The organism is Mycobacterium sp. D16Q13 (assembly GCF_002013375.1).
Taxonomy (GTDB): domain Bacteria; phylum Actinomycetota; class Actinomycetes; order Mycobacteriales; family Mycobacteriaceae; genus Mycobacterium.
Window position 1 is genome coordinate 22,076 of record NZ_MAEW01000001.1, and the last position, 24,893, is coordinate 46,968.

The window sequence follows — 24,893 nt, forward strand, 5'->3', positions numbered from 1 at the left end:
TCCACCCCGGCCGATAATCCGATCCAGACTAATTCGGCCACTGCACTAATCCCACCAAAACTTCCAGGTTCGCGCACCACTGATCTGCCGGGCATAGGTGCTCAAGGTGCCCGCGCCCTGATCGATGTTGTCGGCGCAAAACCCGTAGTGCTCATAGCCAACCGGCACCGAAAGATCGGCGCCCGGCGGACGCGTCACCTCCACGTCGATGGCGTCGAAGTCCACCGTCGTCAGCACCGCCCCAAACCGGTCTTCCCACGACCGAAGAACGGCGGACAGCTCCGCCTCGGAAATGTCGTAATTCACACCGTGAGTCCAGCCCAGGGCATTGAGCGCGTCGGCCGGACGTGTCGTAGGCACCAACATCAGCAGCGAGCCCCGCTCCAGGTGATCGGCGGTTACCGGGAGCGCACGCTGGGGCGGCTGAGTGCGCTGCTCCAGCGTGATAGGCGCCACCGGCACATCGACGGCCGCAGCCTCAGGGGCGGAGTTGGCCGATGAGACCTCTTTGGCAAGAAAGGATTTCGCGTCGACGGCACCGACATCGACGGGGTCGGTGAGGTACCGGAGGTCATCGGGATCCGACCATGGTCGACGCAGGTTTCCACTCAAACCACGAGATGCCAAGGGCCACAGCCCCGTACGATCGAAGCGGCCCGCCAACCGCAACCAGAGCGACTGGATGTCGACCACCGCGACATTGCTCACCCAGGCGAGCGAACGGCCTGTCGGGCTGACGATCAGATGTCCTTCGGGCAGCTTGATACCGTCCACGCTCCACTTAGCGGCGTTCTCGGGACGAGGCAGCTGACCCGCACGCTCGGCATGCACCGGCACCAGAAATTCGGCGTAGGCGGGCAGATCATGTGCGGGTTCGGGATTTCCCTCAATCGCACGCGTACTCCAGTACGCCTGACCGAACAGGTACGACAGCCCGAGCACGAGGACGGCAACGATTGCGCTCAGTGATATCCACCCTTTTGACCCCACGCACCCAGATTAGCTGAGCGATAAACCGGCCGGTCGATCTACGGCCAGGGCCAAACCGTCGGCCCAGCAACCTTGCTAGCCGGAAGCCACCACCCCGCTGGCCTCATCTATTGATGCGTTTTCTCGCGCGGCACGGCGGGTTCGGCTCTCCCGGAGTGCTTGCTGTGCGGACTCCAGAGTGATGTTGCGTGGATCGATCCCTTCCCGCTCAAAACCTCTCACCGCGATTGGCAAGTAGAAAAACTTCAGCGGGAGCAGACGCTCAAGAACCGCGTAGAACCGCCGATACATGCCCATAAAGCGGCGCAGCATCTCCTCGTCCTCGGAAGTCCACTCTAAATGGAACAGCTCCCGCACATGAGGCGGATAACTACTGATAACAACTTGCCGCCGCCCCACCAGCCAGGGCCACACAAAATTCTTCATGACCGAAGGCCACCACCGCGGCGCCGGACGGCGCTCCATGAATTGCTCGAGCATGAGCTGAGTCACCTGTGAGCTCACCAAGTGGTTACGCTCGATGTTTTCTAGATACCGCTCGAAATCGTCATACGTAGTGGGCTGAGGGCTATCGTCCACCCCCCAGATGCTGTACCACTCCTTGGATTCCTCAAATATCTGCTCCTTCACCGCCCGTGGCATCGCCCCATCGAAATGCAGCCGCTCGGTAACGACTATCAAATGGTAATAAAAGAAGGTCACATGCGCGAAATAGAAGGTTTCCGCATTCAAAGCATGGAACGTACCGTTCTGCAGTGTGCCTTTGACGGACTTGTGCATATTCCGAGTCTTCAGTCCGTATTTCTTGGCCTCTTCCGGTGCGTCGTATACCGAGCCATAAATGTACTCGCGGGATCTCTGGCGCCGTTTCTTATATATCTCGGCGCGTGCGCCAAAAGAACTGTCACCGTTGAAAAGAACAGAACCCGCCGTCGCTCTCCCCATCTGCGGCCAGGCCCCCGCAATGGGACCCAACACCCCGCTGCCGAAATACATCACGTCAAGGGCTCCCCAGTATTTCCATATCAGGGAACCAGCAGGAATCGGATGCTGAAGAAGATCTTTCCGCGACAAACTGTTATCGCCGGTAAATTCTGTCACCCTAACGTCTTCCGGGATCACCAGCTCTGGATCAAACGTAGTCTGCATGATTTTCTTAAATGCCTTGATGCCCCGGACTACCACGTCAACTCCTTGCGTTGCCGATACCCGCTACCTGGTTAACCTCAGCCCCATCACACGGCCACCGCCATTTTTACTGTGACTCATCTCACATCAGAAAGCTGATGATGCTCCCGGCGCCACCCAAAATCAAGGGAAGTACGGATGGTTTCGGCGCAGACCGAATCAAGCGCCTCGATGAGGAATCAGAATGGTCGGCAATGGCGCGGATCGCGCCCCTGTTGGGATTGGGGGTGCAGATTAGCTGAGCGACTAACTTCCCGGTTGATCGGCGGCCTGGGCCTGATCGTCCGGCGGAACAGTCGCGGGGCACTTGTCGGTGCCGACGGGGTGCTGGTTTTGCATCGATGCGAGCGTGCTCTCGGGGATGACGCCCGAGAACCTATCGGTGACGGACTTCAGCAGCGAACCGGATCCGCATATCTCGTTGACCGGCGATACCGGGCTGGTCGGTGAGAGCACGGGACCGTCAGCCGCCAGCGGACCACCCGCCGCGGTCAAGGGTCCGTTGGCCGATAGCGGGCCACTGGGAGATAGCAACGGCCCTTCCGCTGAGAGCGGACCACCCGGCGCCCCCAGGCCGGCGACCGGTGCCGGCAGCCCTGCCGAGAGCGCATCGCTGGCCACCGAAGGACCCACCGCCGTCTTCGCACCTCCCGGCAAGAGATTCGCCACGGGTGACGACGGCGCGGGAGGCGCCGGGGCATCCCCATCATCGGCCAGCGCGAGACCGGCAGCAGCGACCGACATCGCGCCAGAGGCCACGGCCAGCACTACCGCTTTACACCACATGACCAGCAGCCTAAGCCCCATTTAGCCGAGGTGCTGACTGAACCACGCGGTGAGGCGCTGCCAGGCATCTGCCGCCGCACCGGGGTTGTAGCGCGGGCCGCTGTCGTTGAAGAAAGCATGGTCGGCACCCGGTTCGACGACGATTTCGTGAACCAGCCCGGCCCGCTGCAATGCCGCCGCGGCCTGGTCCTTCGATGAGGTGACCCGCTTGTCGAGCTCACCGTAGAAAGCGAGGACCGCCGCCTTCGACCGCGAGAAGTCCGGATCGTCAGGAAGCGGACCGTAGAAGGGGGCAGCTGCTGTAAGCCTGGGCTCCCCCGACGCCAAGAGCTGCCAAATCAGGCCGCCCCCGAAGCAGAATCCCACCGCGCCGGCGGGCTTGTCGGGGACGCGCCGCAGCATTTCGTCCACACCGGACTTCAGATCTGCGACGAAGCGTTCCGGCGAGACCTTGCCCAGCGCCCCTGTCGCCTCGGCCGGGTCCTTGAACGTCGACGTGCCGCCCTCCTCCGACAGCAGGTCAATGGCAAGCGACGAATATCCGACGCCCGCAAGCCGTCCCGCGACGGAACCAACCCAATCATTGAGGCCCTTGTTCTCATGGATAACCAGCACCGAGCCGCGCGGCTGGGCTGCCGACGCCCATGCCCCCTGGAGCGTGCCGTGGGGCCCACTCCAGGTAATCGGCTCCGTCACGACCGTCTTGTCCTTACCCGGGGGCGGCGGAGTGGACGCCGATGTCGGAGCGGTGACGGGCTTGTTGTCAGGTTTGTTGTCGCTGCCACAAGCCGCGATGAGCGCGCCGGCGGCGGCGGTGCCGACGCCCAGGAGCGCCAGCCGACGCATGGCCTCGCGGCGCGTCAGCAGTCCCTCGACATGGTCAGTAGCGATCTCTTCGGCGATATACCGCTGCAGCGGGGTCATGGGCAGAAGTGTGCGCCCGATAGGTGAACGCGCGCTGTGGATTACCTGGACGGTTACAGAGATCCCAGTTCTAACCGTGTTCCCCCGTACTTGCGGGAGGTCACCTCCCAGCCATCCGGCCACACCGCCTCGGGCCCCGATGCGTCACGCTCCAGCACCACAAGAGCATCGTCGTTGACCCAATGATCGGTCAGGCGGGACAACAGCGCCGAAACCTCCTCGGCAGAAACCGAATACGGCGGATCAGCAAGGACCAGGTCGTAAGCACGGTTGGGCGATGTCCACAGGAAGTTCGATACCGGGGACAGCCGCAGCTCGGTACCGGGCAGCCCCACCGTCGCGATATTGGCCGAGATCACCTTTGACGCGGCGGCGTTCGACTCCACGAACGTCACGTGTTCCGCACCGCGTGACAACGCCTCCAGGCCCAGCGCGCCGGAACCTGCGAACAGATCGAGGACCACGATCCCGTCGAAGTCCAGGCGCGCCTCCAGCATGCTGAACAGCGCTTCCCGCACCCGATCCGTGGTGGGCCGGGTTCCCTTCGGCGGCACCGCGATCCGGCGTCCGCCCGCGGAGCCGGCGATGATCCGGGTCAGCTGATCACCACCAGCAGATCCCCACCCTCGACCTGAGAGGTCTCGGCCAACGCCACCCGTGCGACGGTTCCCGCCTTGGGCGCGGTGATGGAGGCCTCCATCTTCATGGCCTCGATGGTGCCAATGGTCTCCCCCGCCGTAACCTCCTGGCCCGACACCACATTGAGCGTCACCACACCCGCGAAGGGCGCGGGCACATGATCGGCGTTGCCCCGATCGGCCTTCTCAGCACTGGCCACCGCGCTGTCGATGCTGCGGTCACGCACCTGCACGGGGCGCAGCTGACCGTTGAGGATGCACATGACGGTCCGCATACCGCGCTCGTCGGCATCGGAGATCGCCTCGATCCCGATAAGCAGCTCGACGCCCTTCTCCAGCTTGACGCGGTGTTCCTCCCCGTACCGCAGACCATAGAAGAACTGGTTGGCCGAAAGCCGTGACGTGTCACCGTACTGCTCGCGGTGGGCCAGGAACTCCTTGGTCGGTCCGGGGAACAACAGCCGGTTCAACGCTGCCCGCCGGGTCGCGCTGTCGCCATCAAGTTGAGCGTCGTCAGCGGCCGTGAGTTCAACCTCCGCACGGGCGGGGCCGCGACCTTCGAGTGCGCGTGTTCGGAACGGCTCGGGCCAGCCGCCGGGCGGATCGCCCAGCTCCCCACGCAGGAATCCAATCACCGACTCCGGAATATCGAAACGTCCAGGATCCGAGGCAAATTCGTCGGCACTCACACCGGTACCCACCAGTGCCAGGGCCAGGTCGCCGACCACCTTCGAGGACGGGGTCACCTTCACCAGACGTCCGAGCATCCGGTCCGCGGCGGCGTATCGTGCCTCGATCTCCTCGAACTGGTCCCCCAGGCCTAATGCGATGGCCTGCTGGCGCAGGTTCGACAGCTGCCCACCGGGAATCTCGTGCGTGTACACCCGACCCGTCGGTGACGGCAGCCCTGATTCGAAGGGGGCGTATACCTTTCGCAGCGCCTCCCAGTACGGCTCCAAATCGCACACCGCGGTCAGGGACACTCCGGTGTCGTATTCGCTATGCGCGGCCGCCGCCACGATCGCCGACAACGACGGCTGGCTAGTCGTTCCCGCCATGGGTGCCGCAGCGCCGTCCACCGCATCGGCCCCGGCCTGCCAGGCCGCCAGGTAGGTCGCCAGCTGACCACCCGCGGTGTCATGGGTGTGCACGTGCACCGGCAAGTCGAATCGAGACCGCAGCGCCGTCACCAGTGTCGCCGCCGCGGGCGGACGCAACAGACCCGCCATGTCCTTGATCGCCAGCACATGTGCACCCGCATCGACGATCTGCTCGGCAAGCTTGAGGTAGTAGTCCAGGGTGTACAGGTTCTCGCCGGGGTTGGACAGGTCGCCGGTGTAGCACATGGCGACCTCGGCGATCGAACCGCCGACCTCACGCACGGCGTCGATGGCCGGGCGCATCGCCTCTATGTTGTTGAGCGCATCGAAGATTCGGTAGATGTCCACCCCGGTGGCGGTCGCCTCGCGAATAAATGCCTTGGTCACCGTCTCCGGATACGGCGTGTAGCCCACCGTGTTTCGGCCGCGCAGCAACATCTGCAGACAGATGTTCGGGACGGCCTCACGCAGTTCGGCAAGCCGCTCCCACGGGTCTTCCTTCAGGAAACGAAGCGCCACATCGTAAGTCGCGCCGCCCCACGCCTCGATCGAGAGCAGCTCGGGAGTAAGCCGCGCCACGTATGGCGCGACCGCGAGCAGGCCGGTGGTACGCACTCGGGTGGCCAACAGCGACTGGTGCGCATCGCGGAAGGTTGTGTCGGTCAGCCCGACTGCCTTCTGCTCCCGCAGCGCCTTCGCGAATCCCTCGGGCCCCAGGGCCAACAGCCGCTGGCGTGACCCGTCCGGCGGTGGTGCCGACAGATCGACCGACGGCAATTTGTCATGCGGATACACCTTCGAGGGCTTGGCCCCGTGCGGCTTGTTGACCGTGACATCGGCCAGGTAGTTCAGGATCTTCGTGCCGCGATCGGCCGAGGATCGCGCCGTCAGCAGCTGCGGGCGTTCCTCGATGAATGAGGTCGTGACATGTCCCGACCGAAAGTCCGGGTCATCCAGAACCGCCTGGAGGAATGGGATATTCGTGGCGACACCACGAATGCGGAACTCCGCGACGGCGCGGCGGGCTCGCGCCACCGCGGTCTGGAAATCCCGCCCGCGGCAGGTGAGCTTCACCAGCATCGAATCGAAGTGGGCGCCCACCTCGGCACCCAGCGTCGTCCCGCCGTCCAGGCGAATACCCGCGCCCCCCGGGCTGCGGTAGGCGGTGATGCGGCCGGTATCGGGGCGGAAACCGTTGGCCGGGTCCTCAGTGGTGATCCGGCATTGCAGGGCGAACCCCCGCGGCGGCGCCAACGTGTCCTGGCGCAGGCCAAGATCGTCCAGTGTCTCGCCGGAGGCGATGCGCAGTTGGCTCGCCACCAGGTCCACATCGGTGATCTCCTCGGTCACCGTGTGCTCCACCTGGATCCGGGGATTCATCTCGATGAAGACGTGATTACCGCGCTCATCGAGTAGGAACTCGACGGTGCCTGCGCAGCTGTACCCGATGTGACGCGCGAAAGCGACAGCGTCCGAACAGATCTGCTCACGCAGCTCGGCCGGAAGATTGGGCGCGGGAGCTAGCTCGATAACCTTCTGGTGGCGCCGCTGCACACTACAGTCGCGCTCGTAGAGGTGGATGACGTTGCCTGCGGTGTCCGCGAGGATCTGCACCTCGATATGCCGTGGGTTGATGACGGCCTGCTCCAAAAAGACCGTTGGGTCTCCGAATGCCGACTCCGCCTCCCGACTGGCCGCCTCGATCGCCTCACGCAGCTGCTCGCGCTCGGCGACCCGGCGCATGCCGCGGCCACCGCCACCGGCGACCGCCTTGACGAACACCGGAAACTCCATCGACTCGGACGCTGCCAGCAGCTCCTCGACCGAGGCCGACGGCTGCGAAGACGCCAGCACCGGCAGCCCCGCCTCACGCGCAGCCGCGATCGCGCGGGCCTTGTTACCCGTCAGCTCCAGGACGTCAGCGGGCGGTCCCACAAAGGTGATGCCCGCCCTCGCGCATGCCGCGGCCAGGTCGGGATTCTCCGACAGGAATCCGTAACCGGGATAGATCGCATCGGCGCCGGCGTTCTTGGCCGCATTGACCACCTCGGAGACCGACAGGTAAGCGCGGACCGGATGCCCCTTCTCGCCAATCTGGTACGCCTCATCGGCCTTCAGCCGATGACCCGAGTTGCGATCTTCATACGGGTAGACAGCGACGGTCGCGGCACCTAGTTCGTAGGCGGCGCGAAATGCCCGGATCGCGATTTCACCGCGATTGGCGACAAGAACCTTCGAGAACATAGTCACAGACCGTACCGTGAGGATTCAGCGAACGCGCGTCCGCTGAACTTCACAATTCGGCTCAGACCAGTGTGATCCAGTAATCCCAGAATCGCTCGACAATCGCCAGAATCACCGCGGCGTACCAGAAAGCCACCAGCGACCATCGCCATTGGTAGAGAACCCTCGCCCAGCGATGAGATCCCAATGGCCGCAAGGCAATCGACGCACTGACTACCAGCAGCGGAATCGTGACCGTCCACACCACCATGCAGTACGGGCACAGTGCACCGATCCGGTACAGACTCTGGAACATCAACCAGTGGACGAAGACCGCCCCCAGCAGGCTCCCGATGGCCAGACCGCCCCAGTACCAGCGCGGCAGCTCCACTTTGGCGACCGCTAGCACCCCCGTCACCAGCACCACCGTGAACGCCACGATGCCGATGAGCGAGTTGGGGAACCCGAAGGCCGAGGCCTGCTCGGTCGTCATCACCGAACCGCAGGAAATGATCGGGTTCAGGCTGCAGGACGGAACGTATGTCGGGTCGAGCAGGATCTCGATCTTCTCGATGGTCAGGGCCAGCGCCGCGGCCAGCCCCGCCACCCCGGCGACGAGGACGTACCAGGCGGTCGCGGGGCGGATCGTCACTGCAGGCCCGGAACAGGCCCGGTGATGTCCGTGACGGCCTTGACCAGATCGGCCGGGATGGTGTCCCGCCCGAGTTCCCAGTCCTTGCCGTTGATCCGGATGGTCGGTGTGGCCTGGATATTGAGCTTCGGACCGAGCTCCTTGACCATGTTGATGTACTTCTTGTCCTTAATGCACTTGGACACCGCGTCAGACGCGCCCACTGCCTTGGCCTGATCGATCAACCACTTGTCGTCGTGCCAGGTCTTGGCGTTGACCTCATCGGGCTGCTTGTTCGGGTCATAGAGCACGGAGTGGAACTTGAGGAACAACTCGTCGGACTGGTCGGCCACGCAGTAGGCCGCCGCCGAAGCCCGCGACGAATAGTCGCGTTTGAGCCGGGGCACATCCAGGATCCCGACCATGTTGTAGTCGGCACGTACCGCGCCGGTATCAATGAGCTTCTTGACGGTGGGCCCGAATTCCTGCTCGAACATGGCGCACGCCGGGCAGATCGGATCCTCGATCAGAGTCAGCACGACCTTGGGGTCGGTGGTTCCCTCTTTCGTGATGAGCTTGGCCGGCCCCGGCGTGACCACCTCAATCGCCTTGACCTCGCCCGCGGGCGGTGCGGGGGGCCCCGGGTCTTTCTTGTTCTTGACGACGATGAAACCCACCAGCCCGGCGGCGAACAACACGACGATCGCCGTGAGCGCGATTTGGATCAGCTGGCTTCGGCGCTGCTCCGACTTCTTGAGGTCGTAGCTAGGGGGTTGCTTCGGTTTGGCCACGCGCACAGCCTACCGGGCAGAAATTAGCGAGACAGGTGTGCGCGCAGTGCCGAGGTCAGCTCGTCCACGGCCGCCGCCGGTGCACCGCGCAGCCGGGCCATGTTGTAGAAGCCGTGGATCAGCGAACCCTGTACCCGCAGGTCCACCGGCACTCCGGCGGCCCGCAGCTTCTCCGCATACTCGTTCCCCTCGTCGCGCAGCGGGTCGAAACCGGCGGTCGTGATGAGCGCCGGAGGCAATCCCGACAGGTCCGCGGCCAGAATCGGTGACACTTGGGGGTTGGCCTTGTCGACATCGGACCCGTCAAAATAGTGACCTTCGAACATGTCCATGGCCGCCTTGGTGAGGAAGAAGCCCTCGGCGAAGAGATCGCGGGACGGCCGCCGCACGGTGAAGTCGACGGCCGGGTAGATCAGGAACTGCAGCAGCGGCAGCTGTGCACCGGTGTCGCGCGCCTGCTGAGAGACGACGGCAGCGAGGTTGCCGCCGGCGCTGTCGCCACCCACCGCGACCCTGTCGGGCGTGGCGCCGAGTTCACCGGCATGCTCAACGGCCCAGAGATAGGCAGCCAGGCAATCCTCGGCCGCCGCGGGTGCCGGGTGTTCGGGGGCCAACCGATAGTCCACGGACAGCACCGGCACACCCGCATCACGGCAGGTCTGCCGGCAGGCCTGATCATGCGTCTCCAGATCGCCGATCACCCACCCACCGCCGTGGAAGAACACCAGCACGGCACCGGTGTTCTCGACCACCGGCCGGTAATGCCGGACCGGGATGGGCCCGGCGGGGCCGGGAATGGAGAAGTTGCGCACCTGCCCGACGGGGGTGCTGAAGGACAGCAGCGCCGACTGCTTGCGGATGTTGGCGCGACTCTCCTCGACGTCCTCACCCTTGGTGATCTCACCCTCCCCCATCAGCTCCATTCCGCGCAGCAGCAGCTGAGTCGACGGGTCGAGGATGTTGCCGTCGATGATCACCTGACGACCGGCCATGGCTCGTCGAATCACGAGGGGAATGTGCGGTGTCGCGGCGGTGCTGACACGCAGGGCGAGGTCGCGTAGAAGGCTCACGCCGTAACCGTAGCGAGTACTCCTAGGCTGCCGGTATGGATATCGGCATTGCCCTGCCCTTCATGTGCCGGGAGTACACCCGCGAGTCGACGATCACCTGGGCCCGCCTCGCCGAGGAGGGAGGGTTCTCCACGATCTCCTCCGGTGAGCGGATTTCGTATCACAACCAGGAGATGTGGGTGACGCTCGCGGCAGCGGCGGCCGTCACCGAACGCATCCGAATACTCGCGAATGTCTCTGTGCTGCCGGCGCATCCGGTGCCGTTGGTCGCGAAACAAGCCGCGACGCTGGATGTGCTGTCCGAGGGCCGGTTCACCCTGGGTGTGGGTGTGGGCGGCCGAGAACACGACTACCGATCGTTGGACGCGTCCTTCGACCGACGCCACCAGCGTCTCGATGACCAGGTGGCCGAGCTGCGGCGGCTCTGGCGGGGCGAGGCTCCGTTCGGGGGCGCCGACCCGGTGGGTCCCCCGCCGGTACAGGCCGGCGGACCTCCCATCGTCGCCGCCGCGATCGGCCCGAAATCGCTGGCCCGCGCGGCACAATGGGCCGACGGCATCACCGGTTTCAGCGTTTCCGGGGCGCCCGCCGAGCTTGCCTACTCAGCCGCGGCCGCGCGTGCGGCATGGCAAGAGGCCGGCCATAGCGAGCCGCCGCTGCTCTCGAGCGGGTGCTTCTACACGCTGGGGATTCCCGCCGCCGAGTCCGAACTCAAGCAGTTCACCAGCGACTACCTTGCGATCTTCGGACCTCAGATAGCCGAGAACGTCCCGAAGACGTTGACCAACTTCGATGCCGACGCGCTGCGCCGGACCCTCGATGGAGCCGAGGAGGCCGGGCTCGATGAATTCATCCTCGTACCAGGGGCGTCCGATATCGCGGTGATCGAGGCGACGATCGAACTCATCCAGACGCGCTGACCGATTCCGCGGGTGAGTTGAGCTCCCATGCTCCGGGCGATTCCCCCCGCCGCACAATGGGTGGCGAGCCGGGCCACAGAGGCGAAAGCGCCTCGAGCAGGCGGTGATTCAGATGCAGCCTGAGGAACGCGTCCGCGAGGCATACGACTTTTCCTCCGAAGTGTGCGGTGCAGCGAGGAACCCTCGCCCTTGAGACAATGATGTATCATTTGAGTCGATTATGGCGCATGGGTGGGCGGGTGACGCCCGTTTAAGGAGTGGTTGTGGTGTCCAGGAGTTTTGACCGGAGATGGGGCGCTGTCGCCGGAGTGGTGATCTTGGCCGGGGCTTTGATCGGGTGCTCCTCGCCTCAATCATCACCGGAGCGCACGCACATGAATTTTCAGGTGACTACGGATTCTCAGGGCACTTACGACGTACCCTCCCGCTTGCCGGACGGCAATCGTGGCGATTTGATTGCCTCGGCCGACCAGGGCGCGGACGTGGGTTTGGGAGCGTCGAGTCGGACAACCCTTCTGTATCGCTCAGTGAATTCACGGGGGCAGGATGTTGTTGTCAGTGGAGTTTTGCTGATTCCACACGGAGAAGTACCCGCCGGAGGCTGGCCACTGATTTCCTGGGCGCACGGAACAGTGGGTATTGCGGACCGCTGTGCCCCCTCCCACTCCCCGACAATGGGTGGCGAATTTAACGGGGAGTACGTGAAGTCGCTATTGAATGCGGGCTACGCGGTCGCGGCCACCGACTATATCGGTTTAGGCACCCCGGGCGATCACACGTACATGGGTGCCATCGACCAGGGTAATGCGGTGGCCGATATCGTCCCGGCCGTCCACCAAATTAACCCCCATTTATCCGAGAATTGGTTCGTCATCGGACATTCGCAAGGTGGGGCGGCAGCACTGTCTGCCACACGTGCAGGTGCCAAGGGCCAGCGCCCCAGCGGTCTTAAGGCCGTCATCGCGATCGGTCCAGGCAACTCGGCAGAGAGTGCGCTTCAGGCGGTGATCGACGGGACTGACACTGACCCATTCGCTCCAGCCCTGGACCTCTTTGTTTTAATCGGCGCTGCCGCTGCGGATCAAAACATACATCTGGAAGAGATTTTGTCGCCACAAGGACAGAAAATCGTGGACGAGGTGCGAAACAATACGTGCCTGGCAGACCTGCTGAATAACACAAGAAGTCTGCCTGGAGCTGACATCTTTCTCCATGATTCTCGAACAATTGCAGAACTAAGCCAACGCCTGAGAATATATGGAAATCCGGACAACGGACCTACTAATGGCCCTGTATTAATCATTACCGGGGACGCCGACACTATCGTCCCTACGGCTGGCACGCTCAAACTTATCGACAGTCTCCGCCAACAAGGATCAGAAATTGAGGACCTCGTGTTACCCGGACAGGGCCACATACAACCCCTCTACGATTCCTTCTGTGAACAACAACGGTTTCTCGCAGCCCATGGCGGTCTGCCGGCACCACAAACCTGCCCACAACGCTAAACAGCCTGGCGCTCTGTGAACGTGCCCAGAATGCTTGCCAGTGACAAGCGAATCCCTTGGCGGCACAGCCAGTACCGCCCACTGACGCCTCAGGGAGTGTCTACCCCATGCAGCATCAGACTGGCGATCATGTGGGAAAAGTCTCGGCGGGCAACCCTTCCCGTCTGAATAGCCCAGGCCGCGCCGGTGACCAGGCTGAAGAAGGCTTCGGTAAGCCACACCGCCGTCAAATCGGTACGGAACTGGCCGCTTTTTTGCCCTCGCGCGAACAACGCGGTGATCTGACCCTCAACACCTGAAAAGCCTTCAAGAGTCTGCGGAAGGTCCAGATTCTGATACTGGGTATATATGAGAACGAGTTGGTCTGCTATCGGCTCACACGCCCCAACCAGCCGCTCCAGGGCATCGGTCGCCGAGTCCTCGGTCAACCGCGCTCCGGCCAACGCCGACTCCATATTGCTCACCGCCAGCATGGTCAGTGCTTCTATCAATGCGGCTCGGCCCACAAAATGTCGATGAAGCGTCGCGCGACTCACTCCCACCGCCGCCGCGATCTCGTCCATCGTCGCCGCCGGCTGTCTACCCAAGAAGACAGCCGCCGCATGCAACAAGCTGTCACGACTCACAGCCATTGGCCCTCCCGGTTGCTCCGCGAATAGCGGTATCTCATATGCGACATAATCGTCTCATATTCGGCAGGGTCGACTTGGTGCGCTGACGCGGAACTAAGCCACGACCGAACGACGAGGGAGCCGAGCTAGTCCGGGCTCGATGGGTTAATCGATCCTCGTACCAGTGGTGTCCGATATCGCGGTGATCGAGGCGACGATCGAACTCATCGAGATGCGCTGACCGATGCCGTGGGTGAGTTGATCTCCCGCGCGGCGAAGTCCGCGGCCTGGTTGGTCATCCCGTTGTCTCCGTACGAGCCGTGCGCGGTGTTGTCGTTGCCATCCGGGGAGCAAATCGGATCCTCCGGGTTGCACATATCGACCGTCTTGTCCGCGTAGAGGTGCCCGATGTTGATCGGCGGGGCCGTGTTGTCGATGCGTTGCAGGAATCCGGTGGACGGCTTGCCGAACAGCGCCACCGCCGCGACGTGGTCTGCCACCTCAGGTGGCATCGGCCCGGTGATCCCCTCCGGCAGCTCGAAGCCCGGGGGCACCGCGTCCGCGGTGGTATAGGCCACCACTGCCGCACCCTGCGAGAAGCCACCCAGCACGATCTTGGTGTTGGGGCACCGCGCCGCAATATCCTTAACCCGGTTGCTGGCGTCGATGACGCCGTCAGCCGCGGTCGCAAAGGCTAGGGACGCCGGATATTCGACGGGATAGACCTCCACCGACTTGCCCTTGGTACGCGCACGCAGCGCGCTGACGAATGCCTCTCCGGTGCCGCCGACACCCGGAGGCTCGAAAGTGCCTCGCGCGAACACGATCTCCACATCGGGACATGCGGCAGCAGCTGCTGACGGTATGCCGACGGGCGAACTAATCAGGGCGCACATGACCACAATGGCAAGTAACCAGCCCCACCGAACTCTCTTCATAACGACCACCACCTGTTCGGGCTTCCGTTCCTGTCTACCACAGATTCAACGGTTGTGGACAGGTCTGCGCCGCCTCACGGATGGTTTTAGCCGATCGCTCATCGAGCGAAAGATGGTATCCACGAACCACTTCCGCGAACTGCATGGAGTATTGGCACCAGAACGCTTTATTCGGCGGCATCCAGCCCGAGGGCCCCGCATCACCTTTGTCTTTGTTCGCTTGACCTTGCACGGCGATGAGATTCGCGGGATCATTGGCAAAGCGCCAGCGCATCGACGGTTGCCATTCACGCGCGCCCATGTCCCATGCGTACGCCAGCGGAACGATGTGATCAATCTGGACCGCTTCGCCGCTGCTGGGCCCGCGAGTAAAGGCCACCAGCGCTCCCGTGTAGGGATCGTGCAGCATCCCGGCACCCACCGCACTGGGACATCTGCGCGTGAACACGAAGCTCTTGTCGGTCAGGTCGCGGTTCAGGATGTCGTTGCGGGTGTCGCAACCATTGCGTCCACCGGGAGCGTCGGTGTCGTCGGACCAGGCATCACCGAACTCGGCACGCTCGTAGTCCTTGCCTCGAACCCGTTTGGGTATCACCATCACTCCGGCCAGCGGATCTTGACCAGGGGCGAGGGTCGGAATATTCGATTGCCCGGCAACGGCATTGGCACGTTGCAGCCGGTACCGAGCCGATACCTGATACGCCACCACCACCGCGATCGCCGCGGCGATGGCGACGATGAGCACGGTGCGATTCCTCACGATTTATCCAGGTACTCGATCTGATCGGCGATCAGGAAACGTCGCGCCATACCCGCCAGCGCCGGTTGTCTCGTCAGCTCGGGGTCCTCGGCACACGCCCGCACCGCCATGTCCCGCGCGGTCTCGATCATGTCGCGGTGATCCATCAGCGAAAGCAGCCGTAGATTCACCGCGCGCCCGGACTGGTCGCGCCCCAGGACATCGCCCTCGCGCCGCTCCTCCAGGTCCAGCTCGGCCAGGGTGAACCCGTCCAGGGTGTCCTGCACCGCACGCAACCGCCGTCCCGCCGAACCCGCAGGGCTGCTGGGACTTACCAAGAGGCATAGACCCTTGTTGCCGCCACGGCCCACGCGACCGCGCAGCTGGTGCAGCTGGCTGATGCCGAACCGGTCGGCGTCCATGATCAGCATCACAGTGGCATTGGGAACGTCCACGCCCACTTCGATCACGGTGGTACACACCAGAACATCGATCTCACCCGCGTTGAACGCCGTCATCACGGCATCCTTCTGCTCCGACGGCAGCCGACCGTGCAGCAGTCCAATGCGCAGCCCCGGTAGCAGTGAACCGCGGATGGTTTCGTACAAGTCGGTGACGGGCACCGGCGGCGGGCGCTTCTCTTCTGCATCCTCAGGGCCGGAATCTTTGTCGTCCGGGTCGATCCGCGAGGCCACCACGTAGGCCTGCCTGCCCGCGGCCACCTCCTCGGCGATCCGCTCCCAACCCCGCGCGAGCCAGCCCGGCTTCTCGCGGGTGAACACCGCGGTAGTGGTGATGGGCTGGCGCCCACGCGGCAACTCCCGCAATGTCGAGGTCTCCAGATCACCGAACACCGTGAGCGCCACCGTGCGCGGGATCGGAGTCGCCGTCATCACCAGCAAGTGCGGCACGATGCCGTCGGGGGCCTTGGCCCGCAACCGATCCCGCTGCTCAACGCCGAACCGGTGCTGTTCATCGACGACCACCAGGCCCAGATTGTGGAAATCCACCGAGTCCTGCAACAACGCATGGGTCCCGATGACGATGCCGGCAAGTCCGGTCGCGACATCGGCCTTGACCTGTTTCTTGAGCGCCGGCGACATCGATCCGGTGAGCAGCGCGATGCTGGTCGCGTCGTCGGGAGCTCCCAGTTCGCCTGCGGTGGCCAAAGATCCGAGCATCGCGCGCAACGACCGGGCGTGCTGAACGGCCAGCACCTCGGTGGGAGCCAAGAGTGCGCACTGATAACCGGCATCGATGGCCTGCATCATCGCGAGCAGCGCGACGACGGTCTTACCGGAACCCACCTCTCCTTGCAGCAGCCGGTTCATCGGCTTGACCCCGGCAAGGTCCTCCCCGATTTCGGCGACAACCTGCTGCTGTCCCTCGGTGAGCTCGAAGGGCAGCTGGCGCTGTAGATCCTCACGTAGCTTCCCTGCGGTGAGCGGCATGGACGGACCCGCCGATCCGATGTCACTGCCGCGCCGTATGGCCAGCGCGAGTTGCAGACCCAGCGCCTCATCGAACGCCAGGCGCCTGCGCGCCTGCTTTTGTTCTGAGGAGTCCTCCGACATGTGGATCTTGCGCAGGGCTTCGTCCAGGGACATCAGGTTGTGCTCTGCCAGCACGGCTTCCGGCAGCGCCTCGGGCACCGGATCCAGCTGGGCAAGCACCTGGTCGATGCACCGGTAGATGTCCCAGCTTTCCAGGTTCTTGGTTGCGGGATAGATCGGAAACACGTTGCGCTCGAACGCCGAGATGGCCGTAGACGCATCGCGCGCCGTTCCGGCGATACCGCGCAGCGCGGTACTCCCCCGCGTTTCGGTGCTCTCACCGAGCGCGGTTTCCAGCACCAGATAGTCGGGGTGGGTCAGTTGAGGCTTACCCCGGAATTCTCCGACCGCACCCGAGAGCATCACCCGGTTGCCCACCTGCAGATCACGTTTCACCTTGTGCGGATGGAAGAACGTGGCCTGCACGGCATGCGGGGCGCTTCCCAGCATGACCGAGAGAAACTGCCCCTTGCGGTTGCGCATGCTCTTCAGTTCCGCCGAGGTGATGAACCCCACCAGCGTGGTGTGCTCACCGGGTTTGGCGCGTTCACCGTCCTGCTCGTCGCGCAGACTGAAATCGGTGCTGTATCGGCGCGGGTAATGATGGAGCAGGTCTTCGACGGTCAGCAGACCGAACTCGGCGTCGAGAACGTCGGATGCCTTATGCCCCAATACATGATCGAGACGATCGGAAAGTTGCGCCATCTATCCCCTGCTAAGACCTGTCACTCGACGCCGATATGAACGACGTCTGAGTGTTGCCCAGTGCGGTAGATCATCACCTCGACACCGCCGTGGTGCGATCGAGTGTGCTCGATCAACGCGTCGGCAAGGGACTCATCCGCCTTGTCCGACAGCAGCACCGTCACGAGCTCTCCGCCGGAGGACAACATGATGCTCACCAAAGCCTTTGTGGCATTGGCGACATCATGGTTCAGCACCAGCACCTCATCGCCGATGATGCCCATCGCATCTCCCGGCTCGCACGTTCCAGACCAGGTCAGAGCGCGCTCGGTGGCTACCCGCACCAACCCGAACCGGGTAGCGCCCGCTGCCCGCGCCATGGTGTAGCTGTCGTCGACTGCCATTCGCTCCGGATCATGCACGGCCAGCGCCGCCAGCCCCTGTGCCATGGATGCCGAGGGCAGCGGAATGACCGTGATGCCCCATCCGCGCGCGGCCGCACAGACCGCCACCAGTTCCTCGGGCGACATCAATCCATTGGGCAGCACCATGATCTGGTGCGCACCGCTGTCGACTACCGCATCCAGGAGACGTTTCGCACTCGCAGGAGGTTCATCGACGCGCAACACCTGGGCACCCTCGCTGGAGAACAGTGTGGCCGCGCCATCACCCTCCGCCAGCGCCAGCACCCGGCGGTGCCGGTGACGCCCATCGTGATGTCCCCCACCCACATCACCGCGTAGCGAGGAAATCTGGATCGATTGCGGAATACCGAACTTCATCCCGGCCTCGATGGCCGCTCCGGCATCGTTCACGTGTGCGTGTACGGAGTACCCCATATCGCCGTCTCCGGCGATGGCGATGGAATCGCCCATCCCGTCGAGTTGCGCTCGCAGATCCGCGATCTGTAGCTCATCACACCCGCACAACAGGTACATCACCTCGAACTCCGGCGGCAGCTCCCGTGGCGGATCCAGGTTCAGGCCGCCCGAACCGCGCCCGGGCCCAGCCACCCACACCTGTGAGGGCGCGTTCTTGGGTGGCGACGGGCTGTACTCACGGCGTGTGGGCAGCTCCCCGGCCACCACCAACACCAGCGCGTCGAGGATGACGACGAGACCGCGAGCACCGGCATCGACCACACCGTTATCGGCGAGGATGTCGAGCTGCTTGGGAGTCTTCTCCAGCGCCGCGACGGCGGCATCGGCGGCGGTGATGACAAGGCTAGGTAGATCGTCGGCGTGCGCACCATCGGTGGCGGCCCGGTCGGCTGCCTCGGCGGCAGCGGCTAGCACCGACACGATGGTGCCCTCGACTGGAGTGCTCATCGAAGAGATCACAAACTGCGAAGCCTGTCGAAGCGCCCGGCGCACCACCTCGGCCCCGATGTCGTCCTGGTCGGCGGCGGCGTCGGCGATCCCACGCACGATCTGCGACAGGATGACCCCCGAGTTCCCGCGGGCGCCATGGACTGCGCCCCGGGCCAGCGCCGCGGCGACCTGGGCGACCGTGACGCCTTCCCCCAGTGCCTCGGCGGCGTTCACCGCCGAACGCATGGTGAACAGCATGTTGGTACCGGTATCGGCATCGGCGACCGGGAACACATTCAACCGGTTGATCTCGTCGCTGCGAGCGATCAGCCCGTCGACCGAGGCTCGCGCCCAATGGAGCAGCGCAGCGCTGTCCAACACCGAGAGCTGCATGTGAGGAAGCCTATCTACCGGAGCTGACAGAGTTGAATGGTCTCGCTGAAGCTGGGGATCCCCCGCTGGCGGGGGCCTCATTGACGCCTATTTTGGTGTTCACAGGCCGGTCAGGCTATTCTTGCAGGGTTGTGGGCCGCCCCGGCTCTGGCTTCGTGATAAGCGTTTGCGCGAAGAGCTGAGAAGGCGGCCGTAATCGCGAACTTGAGGAGTTTCACTATGGCTGCCGTCTGCGACGTGTGCGGCAAGGGACCCGGCTTCGGCAAGTCGGTTTCGCACTCGCACCGGCGTACCAACCGTCGCTGGAACCCGAACATCCAGACGGTGCACGCCGTCACCTCCCCCGGTGGCAACAAGCAGCGCGTTAACGCCTGCACTTCCTGCATCAAGGCCGGCAAGGTAGTTCGCGGCGCCTGACCGGTCGTGACCGCCGTGTCTTCCACGCAGTCTGCTGACTACGTCGCCGTTCACAACGGCGTTCTGCACATCACCATCGCCACCGCGGCGGCCGGGACCTCGCTGGACTTCACGGGAGTCGACGCTGCGGTTCCTGTGCTGCAGAACTTACCCGCCGAGGTCGGTGCGATCCTGCTGACCAGCAGCGGGGCCAATTTCTGCGCGGGTGGCAATGTGCGCGATTTCGCCGCCGCCGAGGACCGGGCTGCCAAGCTCAACGACCTCGCCGGGCGCTTGCATGAGTTCGTGCGCGCGGTGAACGCCGCAGATCGTCCGGTAGTGGCCTCGGTGCACGGGTGGGCCGCAGGCGGTGGTCTGAGTCTGGTGCTGCTGGCCGATATCGCGATCGGCGGCGAGTCGACCAAGCTGCGCGCCGCTTACCCGGGAATCGGGTACTCCTCTGACGGTGGCATGTCCTGGGCACTGCCCCGCGTGGTCGGCAAGGCGCGTGCTGCGGACATCCTGCTGACGGATCGCGTCGTCGAGGCACCCGAGGCGCTCTCCATGGGACTGCTGAGCCGCGTGGTGGCCGACGACGAGGTACAGGCAACCGCTGTGGCGGCCGCCGAGAAGCTCGCGGCCGGCCCGCGTGAGGCGCAGAACCGCATCCGTCGTCTGCTGCGCCTGAGCGCGAACAACACCCTGGACGCACAGCTGGACCTGGAGCAGGCCAGCATCGCCGAGGCCTCAGTCAGCCCTACGGGTATCGAGGGTGTCGATGCCTTCGTCGGCAAGCGCAAGCCTGTCTGGCCGTAGATCTAGCCGAGTTCGACGGTCTTCGCGCAGCCGCTCAGCCCTGCAGTTTCTTGCGTATCCAGTTCATGACCCACGGGATCGCGACCATATCCGCGGTGATGTGTTCACCGGGCAGAGCCCAGTAGTCCACGTCGGCACCGTTGGCGCGCCAGGTATCGCGCAGCGCTAGGGCGCCTTTTTCGGGAATGAAGAGATCGCCGACCGCCTTGCTGCGCGAGCCGTGATACAGCAGCACCGGCATCGTCGGCGTGAGGTCACCGGGCCGGTTGGCGCGGATAACGTGTTGCCCCAGCTCCGATTCGAACGGTGCCTCGATCGCCGAGAGCAGGTCCAGGTCAAATCGCAGCAGACCCGCCGCCGCCAGCGGGGGCTGCGGAAAGTCCTTGGCCCGGATCGCGCCGTAGAGCGCGAATTCGCCGAAAATCGTTGCCAATTCCGGGAACTCGCGAGCCTGACCAATGACCGCAGCGGAAAAGAGCCCCGCCCCGAGACCGCGATTCATGCTGCCGTGCAGCAGGGTGTAATCGGTGGGGGTGCCTCCCGCGGCCGCGCCCGCGATGCGTAGCTCCGGCGCGTATGTCGGTTGCAGCTGCGCTGCCCATACCGTGGCGATGGCGCCACCGCTGTATCCGTGCATCACAATCGGCGAATCAGCGAGGTCCGGCCGCTCCGAAATCATTCCGCGCACCGAGTCCAGTACCGCATGCCCCGCCATCTTGCCGGCCGCATACGACATCCGGGGTCCTTCATGATCCGGAAACAGCACGGCGTAATTCTGGGCAGACAGGAACGGAAACATCGGCGGGTTATCCCGGTACCAGAGATGCGCCAGACGGTAGGACGGCGTGAACTTGAGTCCCAGAGAGTTGATCGCCTGATTGCGTACCACCACCGGACGCGCGCCGGGTCCATGCCATGGACGATCCGGTTCGATCAACGCCGCTGTCACAGGGACGGCATTGCCCGCGGTATCGGTGGAACGCACCATGATTCGCTGCATGGTCGCCTTGCGTAAGGGAAGCCTCGGCGTCACTCGATCAGCACGAATGACCTCCCCCGGCGCCAGCAGGCTCAGATCACCCGGATCACTGTAGAAGTCGTCGCCGCTGATGGGCGTCGGAAGGATCGCCGAGTACGGGTCGGCTCGCTGTTCCTCCGTGAGCCGGCGGGCCGCCCAAGCGTTGAGCCGGTCGACCACAGCCGGGGTGCGCAGCGCGGAGCCGCCGGTTGCCAAGGCCGCCGTCAGACCGCCCACGGCGGTCAATGCGCCGGTCGACCAACGCATTACGGCAGCCGCCAATCGATCGGCCGGGCACCTAATCCGCCCAGCAGTTCGTTGGCCCTGCTAAATGGCTTGGAGCCGAAGAATCCGCGCGATGCGGACAGCGGCGACGGATGCACCGATTCGACAGTGGGCACGCCAGGCCCCAGCATCGGCTTGAGTGTCGCCGCGTCACGTCCCCACAGAATGGCGACCAAGGGTGCATCCCGCGCAACCAACGCCCGGATCGCACATTCGGTCACCGCCTCCCAGCCTTTCCCTCGATGCGAGGCCGGGTTGCCCGGCTGTACCGTCAGCACTCTGTTCAGGAGCATCACTCCCTGTTGTGACCAGGGCGTCAGATCGCCGTTGGCAGGCTTGGGCAGGCCCAGGTCGCTCTGATACTCGTCGAAGATGTTGGCCAGGCTGCGCGGCACCGGCCGCACCTCGGCGGCCACCGAGAAGCTCAAACCCATGGCGTGCCCGGGCGTCGGGTATGGATCTTGTCCGACGATGAGCACCCGGACATCGGCCAACGGATAGGTGAAGGCGCGCAGCACATTTGCCCCAGCGGGCAGGTATCCGCGACCCGAGGAGTTCTCCTCGCGCAGAAACTCCCCCATCCTGGTCACCTGCTCGGCAACGGGCTCCAGCGCGTCGGCCCAGCCGGGATCAATCAGCTCGGTGAGGGGTCGGGCAGTCACGAAGAGTCAACTTAGCTCACGGATGAGCCGCTTGCGCGAAGACATCGGGTCAGGGATGAGCCGCTTGCGCGAAGACATCAACCGAACGAATCCCATCCCATCCGTTGTGTCCACGCGTTGCCGTCGACCGTTACCCCTGGGTCTCCCGCGCGCACCTCACCGATCGCGACCCAGCCCGCCGGGACTGTCCCGGGAAACGTCGCGACCAGCGCGTGCTCCTCGCCGCCGGTCAAGATCCATTCCCAGGGATCGGCCCCGAGCAGTCCCGAAGCGCCCGCCACCGGCACCAGATACGGCTCCAGGCTCGGTGAGCTCAGGTCGATGCGGACCGCACTCGATTCGGCGATGTGCCCCAGATCGGCCAGCAGCCCGTCGGAGATATCCGTCATCGCCGTCGCACCAGCCAACGCGGCGACGCGTCCCTGTCCGTAGGGCGGCGACGGCACCAGGTGTACCTGACGCAGCTCGGAGAACTGGTCAATCCCGTCTTGCCACAAGCGGAGGCCCGCCGCTGAGGTACCGAGCGCACCGCAGACGGCGACGATGTCTCCCACGGTGGCGCCGTCCCGAGTTACTGGAGCGCGCCCCTGCAGATCACCGAGCGCCGTCACCGAGACCACCAGTTCACGCGCGGCCACCAGATCTCCGCCGGCGATGGACGCCTGGACCCGCGCCGCTTCGGCCCAGATTCCCTCGTTGAGCTGATCCAGGAATGCGATATCGGTTTCCGCGGGCGCGCCCACCGCGACGACAAACGCCGTGACCCGTCCACCCATGGCCTCAATATCTGCGGCGTTCTGCGCCACCGCTTTTCGGCCGATATCCGTCGGCGACGACCACTCAAGCCGAAAATGCCTGTCCTGCACCAACATATCCGTCGACACCAGAACTCGATTATCCGGCGCACGGACCACCGCGGCGTCGTCACCCGGGCCGAGTTCAATATCGGCGCCGGGCACACGACCCGCTGTGAGCCGGCTGATCACGCCGAACTCGCCGGTATCGCCCAGATTTGGCACTCGGTTAGTGTAGGCCTGTGCAATCCGAAGACGGCCCGCCACGCAAGCTCCTCATCGGTATCGCGGTTTTCGGTGCGGTCGCGGCCCTCGCCGTGCTCTTCGGTGTCCTGAAGTTCGCACAGTTCCAGGACGACAAGAAGCCCATAGCGGTCACAAATATTCCTGCACCACAGGCTAATTCGCCGCTCTGCATCGATATGACCAGGGCATACCCGGGCAACATAGCTGGCGATTGGAAGCGAGCACAGATCGTCGAACCCAAGCCACCCGCTACCGCCGCGTGGCGCCGGGGCAAGAATTCCGTTGTCGCACGCTGTGGTGTCGACCGGCCGGCCGAGTTCGCCGTCGGGACCTCGGTAGAGCAAATCAACTCAGTGCAGTGGTTCCGAGTCACTGACGCCGCGATCGCGACCACCACGTGGTTCGCCGTGGACCGCGGCGTCTACATCGCGCTGACCATGCCCGATGGTCTGGGTTCGGAGCCACTGATCGAGATGTCTGACGCCATCGCCAAGGCGCTGCCCGCCGTCAAACCCGACCCGGTGCCGCTACCCCGCTAGACGATCTTCGCGCGAGCGCTCATCGAAGCCCGGTGCCCCGTGCCAGCGCGGTACGCACCATCGCATCCAGCAGTGCCGGGTAGTCCACGCCCGTGGCCGCCCACATCCGGGGATACATAGAAATCGTGGTGAACCCGGGCATGGTGTTGATCTCGTTGATCAGCGGGCCGTCATCGGTGAGAAAGAAGTCCACCCGCGCCAGACCCTGGCCATCGATCGCCCGGAACGCCGCCACCGCCAGCTCACGGATCTGATCGCTCACGTCATCGTCAACCTTGGCCGGTACGTCCAGTTCGGCGGTGTCGTCCAGGTATTTGGTCTCAAAGTCATAAAAGGCGCCCGCAGCCGTCTCATCCTGGTGCACACCCTCGACCCGAATCTCGCCGAGCACGCTGGCCTGGATGTCCCCGTCGGGGAATTCCAGTACACCGCACTCCAGTTCCCGCCCGATGATGGCGGCCTCGATGATCACCTTCGGGTCGAACTGGCGCGCATGTGCGATGGCAGCCGGCAGTTCCTCCCATGCGGTGACCCGGGAAACGCCGAAGGACGAGCCCGCTCGAGCGGGCTTGACGAACACCGGCAGCCCCAGTTCCTCCCGCTGATCCAGCGTCAGCGTGGTGTCACGCGGGCGGATCACGGCGTATTTGCCGATCGGAAGCCCCTCGGCGGCCAGCAGCTTCTTGGTGAACTCCTTGTCCATGCCCGCCGCACTCGCGAGTACCCCGGCGCCGACATAGGGCACCCCCGCCAGCTCCAGCAGCCCCTGGATGGTGCCGTCCTCGCCGTACGGCCCGTGCAGCACCGGGAACACCACATCCACGGAGGCCAGCACTTGGCCGGCGGCACTCGAATCAACGTTCACCAATTGGCCGGCACGGCGCGGGTCGGTGGCGAGCACCAGCTCGGTACCGGAAGCGTCCGTGACCTGCGGCAGCGTGCGGTCGCTGATCGCCAGCTGCGCGGGGTCGCCATCGGTGAGTACCCAGCCACCCTCTGGGGTGACCCCGACTGCGACCACCTCGTATGCGTCCTGGTCGAGATTGCGCAGAATGCTGCCGGCCGACACGCAGGAGATCGCGTGCTCACTACTCCGTCCACCGAAGACGAGCGCGACCTTGATCCGGGAGTCATTCACAG

Annotated in this window: 23 protein-coding genes; 5 read left to right on the plus strand and 18 right to left on the minus strand. The window is 64.3% G+C overall.

Translation table 11 applies throughout. From position 1 onward, the window contains the following. Positions 1 to 45 precede the first annotated feature (45 nt). From B4400_RS00115 to B4400_RS00155, 9 genes are all read right to left on the minus strand, one after another. Positions 46 to 957, minus strand: coding sequence for a DUF4253 domain-containing protein (locus tag B4400_RS00115; RefSeq protein WP_078309029.1), 912 nt, complete (start codon positions 955 to 957; stop codon positions 46 to 48). A 108-nt stretch (positions 958 to 1,065) separates the two neighbouring features. Beyond that, positions 1,066 to 2,139 (minus strand): oxygenase MpaB family protein, encoded by a 1,074-nt coding sequence (locus B4400_RS00120; RefSeq protein WP_078309028.1) that lies wholly within the window; start codon positions 2,137 to 2,139, stop codon positions 1,066 to 1,068. Positions 2,140 to 2,424: 285 nt separating this feature from the next. Beyond that, positions 2,425 to 2,946, minus strand: a complete 522-nt coding sequence (locus B4400_RS00125) for a hypothetical protein (protein ID WP_078308955.1) — start codon at positions 2,944 to 2,946, stop codon at positions 2,425 to 2,427. A 39-nt stretch (positions 2,947 to 2,985) separates the two neighbouring features. Next, on the minus strand, positions 2,986 to 3,888 hold the full coding sequence (locus B4400_RS00130; protein WP_078308954.1) for a dienelactone hydrolase family protein: 903 nt from the start codon (positions 3,886 to 3,888) through the stop codon (positions 2,986 to 2,988). A gap of 53 nt (positions 3,889 to 3,941) precedes the next feature. Continuing rightward, a complete protein-coding gene (gene rsmD, locus B4400_RS00135) occupies positions 3,942 to 4,487 on the minus strand; it encodes a 16S rRNA (guanine(966)-N(2))-methyltransferase RsmD (RefSeq protein ID WP_078308953.1) in 546 nt (181 codons plus the stop codon). Then, positions 4,484 to 7,870 (minus strand): pyruvate carboxylase, encoded by a 3,387-nt coding sequence (locus tag B4400_RS00140; RefSeq protein ID WP_078308952.1) that lies wholly within the window; start codon positions 7,868 to 7,870, stop codon positions 4,484 to 4,486. The genes rsmD and B4400_RS00140 overlap by 4 nt, the downstream gene beginning before the upstream one ends. Before the next feature lie 61 nt (positions 7,871 to 7,931). After that, entirely contained in the window at positions 7,932 to 8,501 is a 570-nt protein-coding gene (locus B4400_RS00145; protein ID WP_078308951.1) for a vitamin K epoxide reductase family protein, read from the minus strand. Next, complete coding sequence (locus tag B4400_RS00150) at positions 8,498 to 9,271, minus strand: DsbA family protein (protein ID WP_078308950.1); 774 nt, start codon at positions 9,269 to 9,271, stop codon at positions 8,498 to 8,500. The genes B4400_RS00145 and B4400_RS00150 overlap by 4 nt, the downstream gene beginning before the upstream one ends. A 23-nt stretch (positions 9,272 to 9,294) precedes the next feature. After that, entirely contained in the window at positions 9,295 to 10,341 is a 1,047-nt protein-coding gene (locus B4400_RS00155) for an alpha/beta hydrolase (RefSeq protein WP_078308949.1), read from the minus strand. A 35-nt stretch (positions 10,342 to 10,376) separates the two neighbouring features. Here B4400_RS00155 and B4400_RS00160 point away from each other — a divergent pair, with 35 nt between their 5' ends. Continuing rightward, a complete protein-coding gene (locus B4400_RS00160) occupies positions 10,377 to 11,261 on the plus strand; it encodes an LLM class flavin-dependent oxidoreductase (protein WP_078308948.1) in 885 nt (294 codons plus the stop codon). Between the two features lie 674 nt (positions 11,262 to 11,935). Then, positions 11,936 to 12,769, plus strand: coding sequence for an alpha/beta fold hydrolase (locus B4400_RS00165; protein WP_170914894.1), 834 nt, complete (start codon positions 11,936 to 11,938; stop codon positions 12,767 to 12,769). A gap of 89 nt (positions 12,770 to 12,858) precedes the next feature. On the opposite strand, the gene B4400_RS00170 is transcribed toward B4400_RS00165, so the two are convergent. From B4400_RS00170 to B4400_RS00190, 5 genes are all read right to left on the minus strand, one after another. Beyond that, entirely contained in the window at positions 12,859 to 13,401 is a 543-nt protein-coding gene (locus tag B4400_RS00170) for a TetR/AcrR family transcriptional regulator (protein WP_078308946.1), read from the minus strand. 203 nt (positions 13,402 to 13,604) lie between these two features. Then, positions 13,605 to 14,318, minus strand: coding sequence for a cutinase family protein (locus tag B4400_RS00175; protein WP_078308945.1), 714 nt, complete (start codon positions 14,316 to 14,318; stop codon positions 13,605 to 13,607). Positions 14,319 to 14,352: 34 nt separating this feature from the next. Beyond that, a complete protein-coding gene (locus B4400_RS00180) occupies positions 14,353 to 15,078 on the minus strand; it encodes an HNH endonuclease family protein (protein WP_078308944.1) in 726 nt (241 codons plus the stop codon). After that, the gene (gene recG, locus B4400_RS00185) at positions 15,075 to 17,315 is read right to left on the minus strand and encodes an ATP-dependent DNA helicase RecG (RefSeq protein ID WP_078308943.1); all 2,241 of its coding nucleotides are present in this window, start codon (positions 17,313 to 17,315) and stop codon (positions 15,075 to 15,077) included. The genes B4400_RS00180 and recG overlap by 4 nt, the downstream gene beginning before the upstream one ends. A gap of 20 nt (positions 17,316 to 17,335) precedes the next feature. Next, a complete protein-coding gene (locus B4400_RS00190; protein WP_078308942.1) occupies positions 17,336 to 18,997 on the minus strand; it encodes a DAK2 domain-containing protein in 1,662 nt (553 codons plus the stop codon). Between the two features lie 219 nt (positions 18,998 to 19,216). Here B4400_RS00190 and rpmB point away from each other — a divergent pair, with 219 nt between their 5' ends. Beyond that, positions 19,217 to 19,414 (plus strand): 50S ribosomal protein L28, encoded by a 198-nt coding sequence (gene rpmB, locus B4400_RS00195; RefSeq protein WP_005056915.1) that lies wholly within the window; start codon positions 19,217 to 19,219, stop codon positions 19,412 to 19,414. Between the two features lie 15 nt (positions 19,415 to 19,429). After that, on the plus strand, positions 19,430 to 20,209 hold the full coding sequence (locus B4400_RS00200) for an enoyl-CoA hydratase/isomerase family protein (protein ID WP_078309027.1): 780 nt from the start codon (positions 19,430 to 19,432) through the stop codon (positions 20,207 to 20,209). Positions 20,210 to 20,243: 34 nt separating this feature from the next. Here the strand turns inward: B4400_RS00200 and B4400_RS00205 are convergent, their stop codons facing one another. The 3 genes from B4400_RS00205 to B4400_RS00215 form a co-directional block, all read right to left on the minus strand. After that, the gene (locus B4400_RS00205) at positions 20,244 to 21,494 is read right to left on the minus strand and encodes a lipase family protein (protein WP_078308941.1); all 1,251 of its coding nucleotides are present in this window, start codon (positions 21,492 to 21,494) and stop codon (positions 20,244 to 20,246) included. Further along, positions 21,494 to 22,174: a uracil-DNA glycosylase gene (locus B4400_RS00210; RefSeq protein ID WP_078308940.1), complete on the minus strand. Its 681-nt coding sequence runs from the start codon at positions 22,172 to 22,174 to the stop codon at positions 21,494 to 21,496. The genes B4400_RS00205 and B4400_RS00210 overlap by 1 nt, the downstream gene beginning before the upstream one ends. A gap of 77 nt (positions 22,175 to 22,251) precedes the next feature. After that, positions 22,252 to 23,193: a thiamine-phosphate kinase gene (locus tag B4400_RS00215; protein ID WP_078308939.1), complete on the minus strand. Its 942-nt coding sequence runs from the start codon at positions 23,191 to 23,193 to the stop codon at positions 22,252 to 22,254. A 17-nt stretch (positions 23,194 to 23,210) separates the two neighbouring features. On the opposite strand from B4400_RS00215, the gene B4400_RS00220 reads away from it, so the two are divergent. After that, positions 23,211 to 23,753, plus strand: a complete 543-nt coding sequence (locus tag B4400_RS00220) for a DUF3515 domain-containing protein (protein WP_078308938.1) — start codon at positions 23,211 to 23,213, stop codon at positions 23,751 to 23,753. Positions 23,754 to 23,772: 19 nt separating this feature from the next. Here the strand turns inward: B4400_RS00220 and B4400_RS00225 are convergent, their stop codons facing one another. Next, entirely contained in the window at positions 23,773 to 24,891 is a 1,119-nt protein-coding gene (locus B4400_RS00225) for a D-alanine--D-alanine ligase family protein (RefSeq protein ID WP_078308937.1), read from the minus strand. Positions 24,892 to 24,893 lie beyond the last annotated feature (2 nt).

What these genes read in the sequence shown, in the direction of transcription:
- B4400_RS00120 (WP_078309028.1), bottom strand. Translation starts at nt 2,139, where the DNA reads ATGCAGACTACGTTTGATCCAGAGCTGGTGATCCCGGAAGACGTTAGG.
- B4400_RS00130 (WP_078308954.1), bottom strand. Translation starts at nt 3,888, where the DNA reads ATGACCCCGCTGCAGCGGTATATCGCCGAAGAGATCGCTACTGACCAT.
- B4400_RS00140 (WP_078308952.1), bottom strand. Translation starts at nt 7,870, where the DNA reads ATGTTCTCGAAGGTTCTTGTCGCCAATCGCGGTGAAATCGCGATCCGG.
- B4400_RS00160 (WP_078308948.1), top strand. Translation starts at nt 10,377, where the DNA reads ATGGATATCGGCATTGCCCTGCCCTTCATGTGCCGGGAGTACACCCGC.
- B4400_RS00165 (WP_170914894.1), top strand. Translation starts at nt 11,936, where the DNA reads ATGGGTGGCGAATTTAACGGGGAGTACGTGAAGTCGCTATTGAATGCG.
- B4400_RS00170 (WP_078308946.1), bottom strand. Translation starts at nt 13,401, where the DNA reads ATGGCTGTGAGTCGTGACAGCTTGTTGCATGCGGCGGCTGTCTTCTTG.
- B4400_RS00175 (WP_078308945.1), bottom strand. Translation starts at nt 14,318, where the DNA reads ATGAAGAGAGTTCGGTGGGGCTGGTTACTTGCCATTGTGGTCATGTGC.
- recG (WP_078308943.1), bottom strand. Translation starts at nt 17,315, where the DNA reads ATGGCGCAACTTTCCGATCGTCTCGATCATGTATTGGGGCATAAGGCA.
- B4400_RS00190 (WP_078308942.1), bottom strand. Translation starts at nt 18,997, where the DNA reads ATGCAGCTCTCGGTGTTGGACAGCGCTGCGCTGCTCCATTGGGCGCGA.
- rpmB (WP_005056915.1), top strand. Translation starts at nt 19,217, where the DNA reads ATGGCTGCCGTCTGCGACGTGTGCGGCAAGGGACCCGGCTTCGGCAAG.
- B4400_RS00205 (WP_078308941.1), bottom strand. Translation starts at nt 21,494, where the DNA reads ATGCGTTGGTCGACCGGCGCATTGACCGCCGTGGGCGGTCTGACGGCG.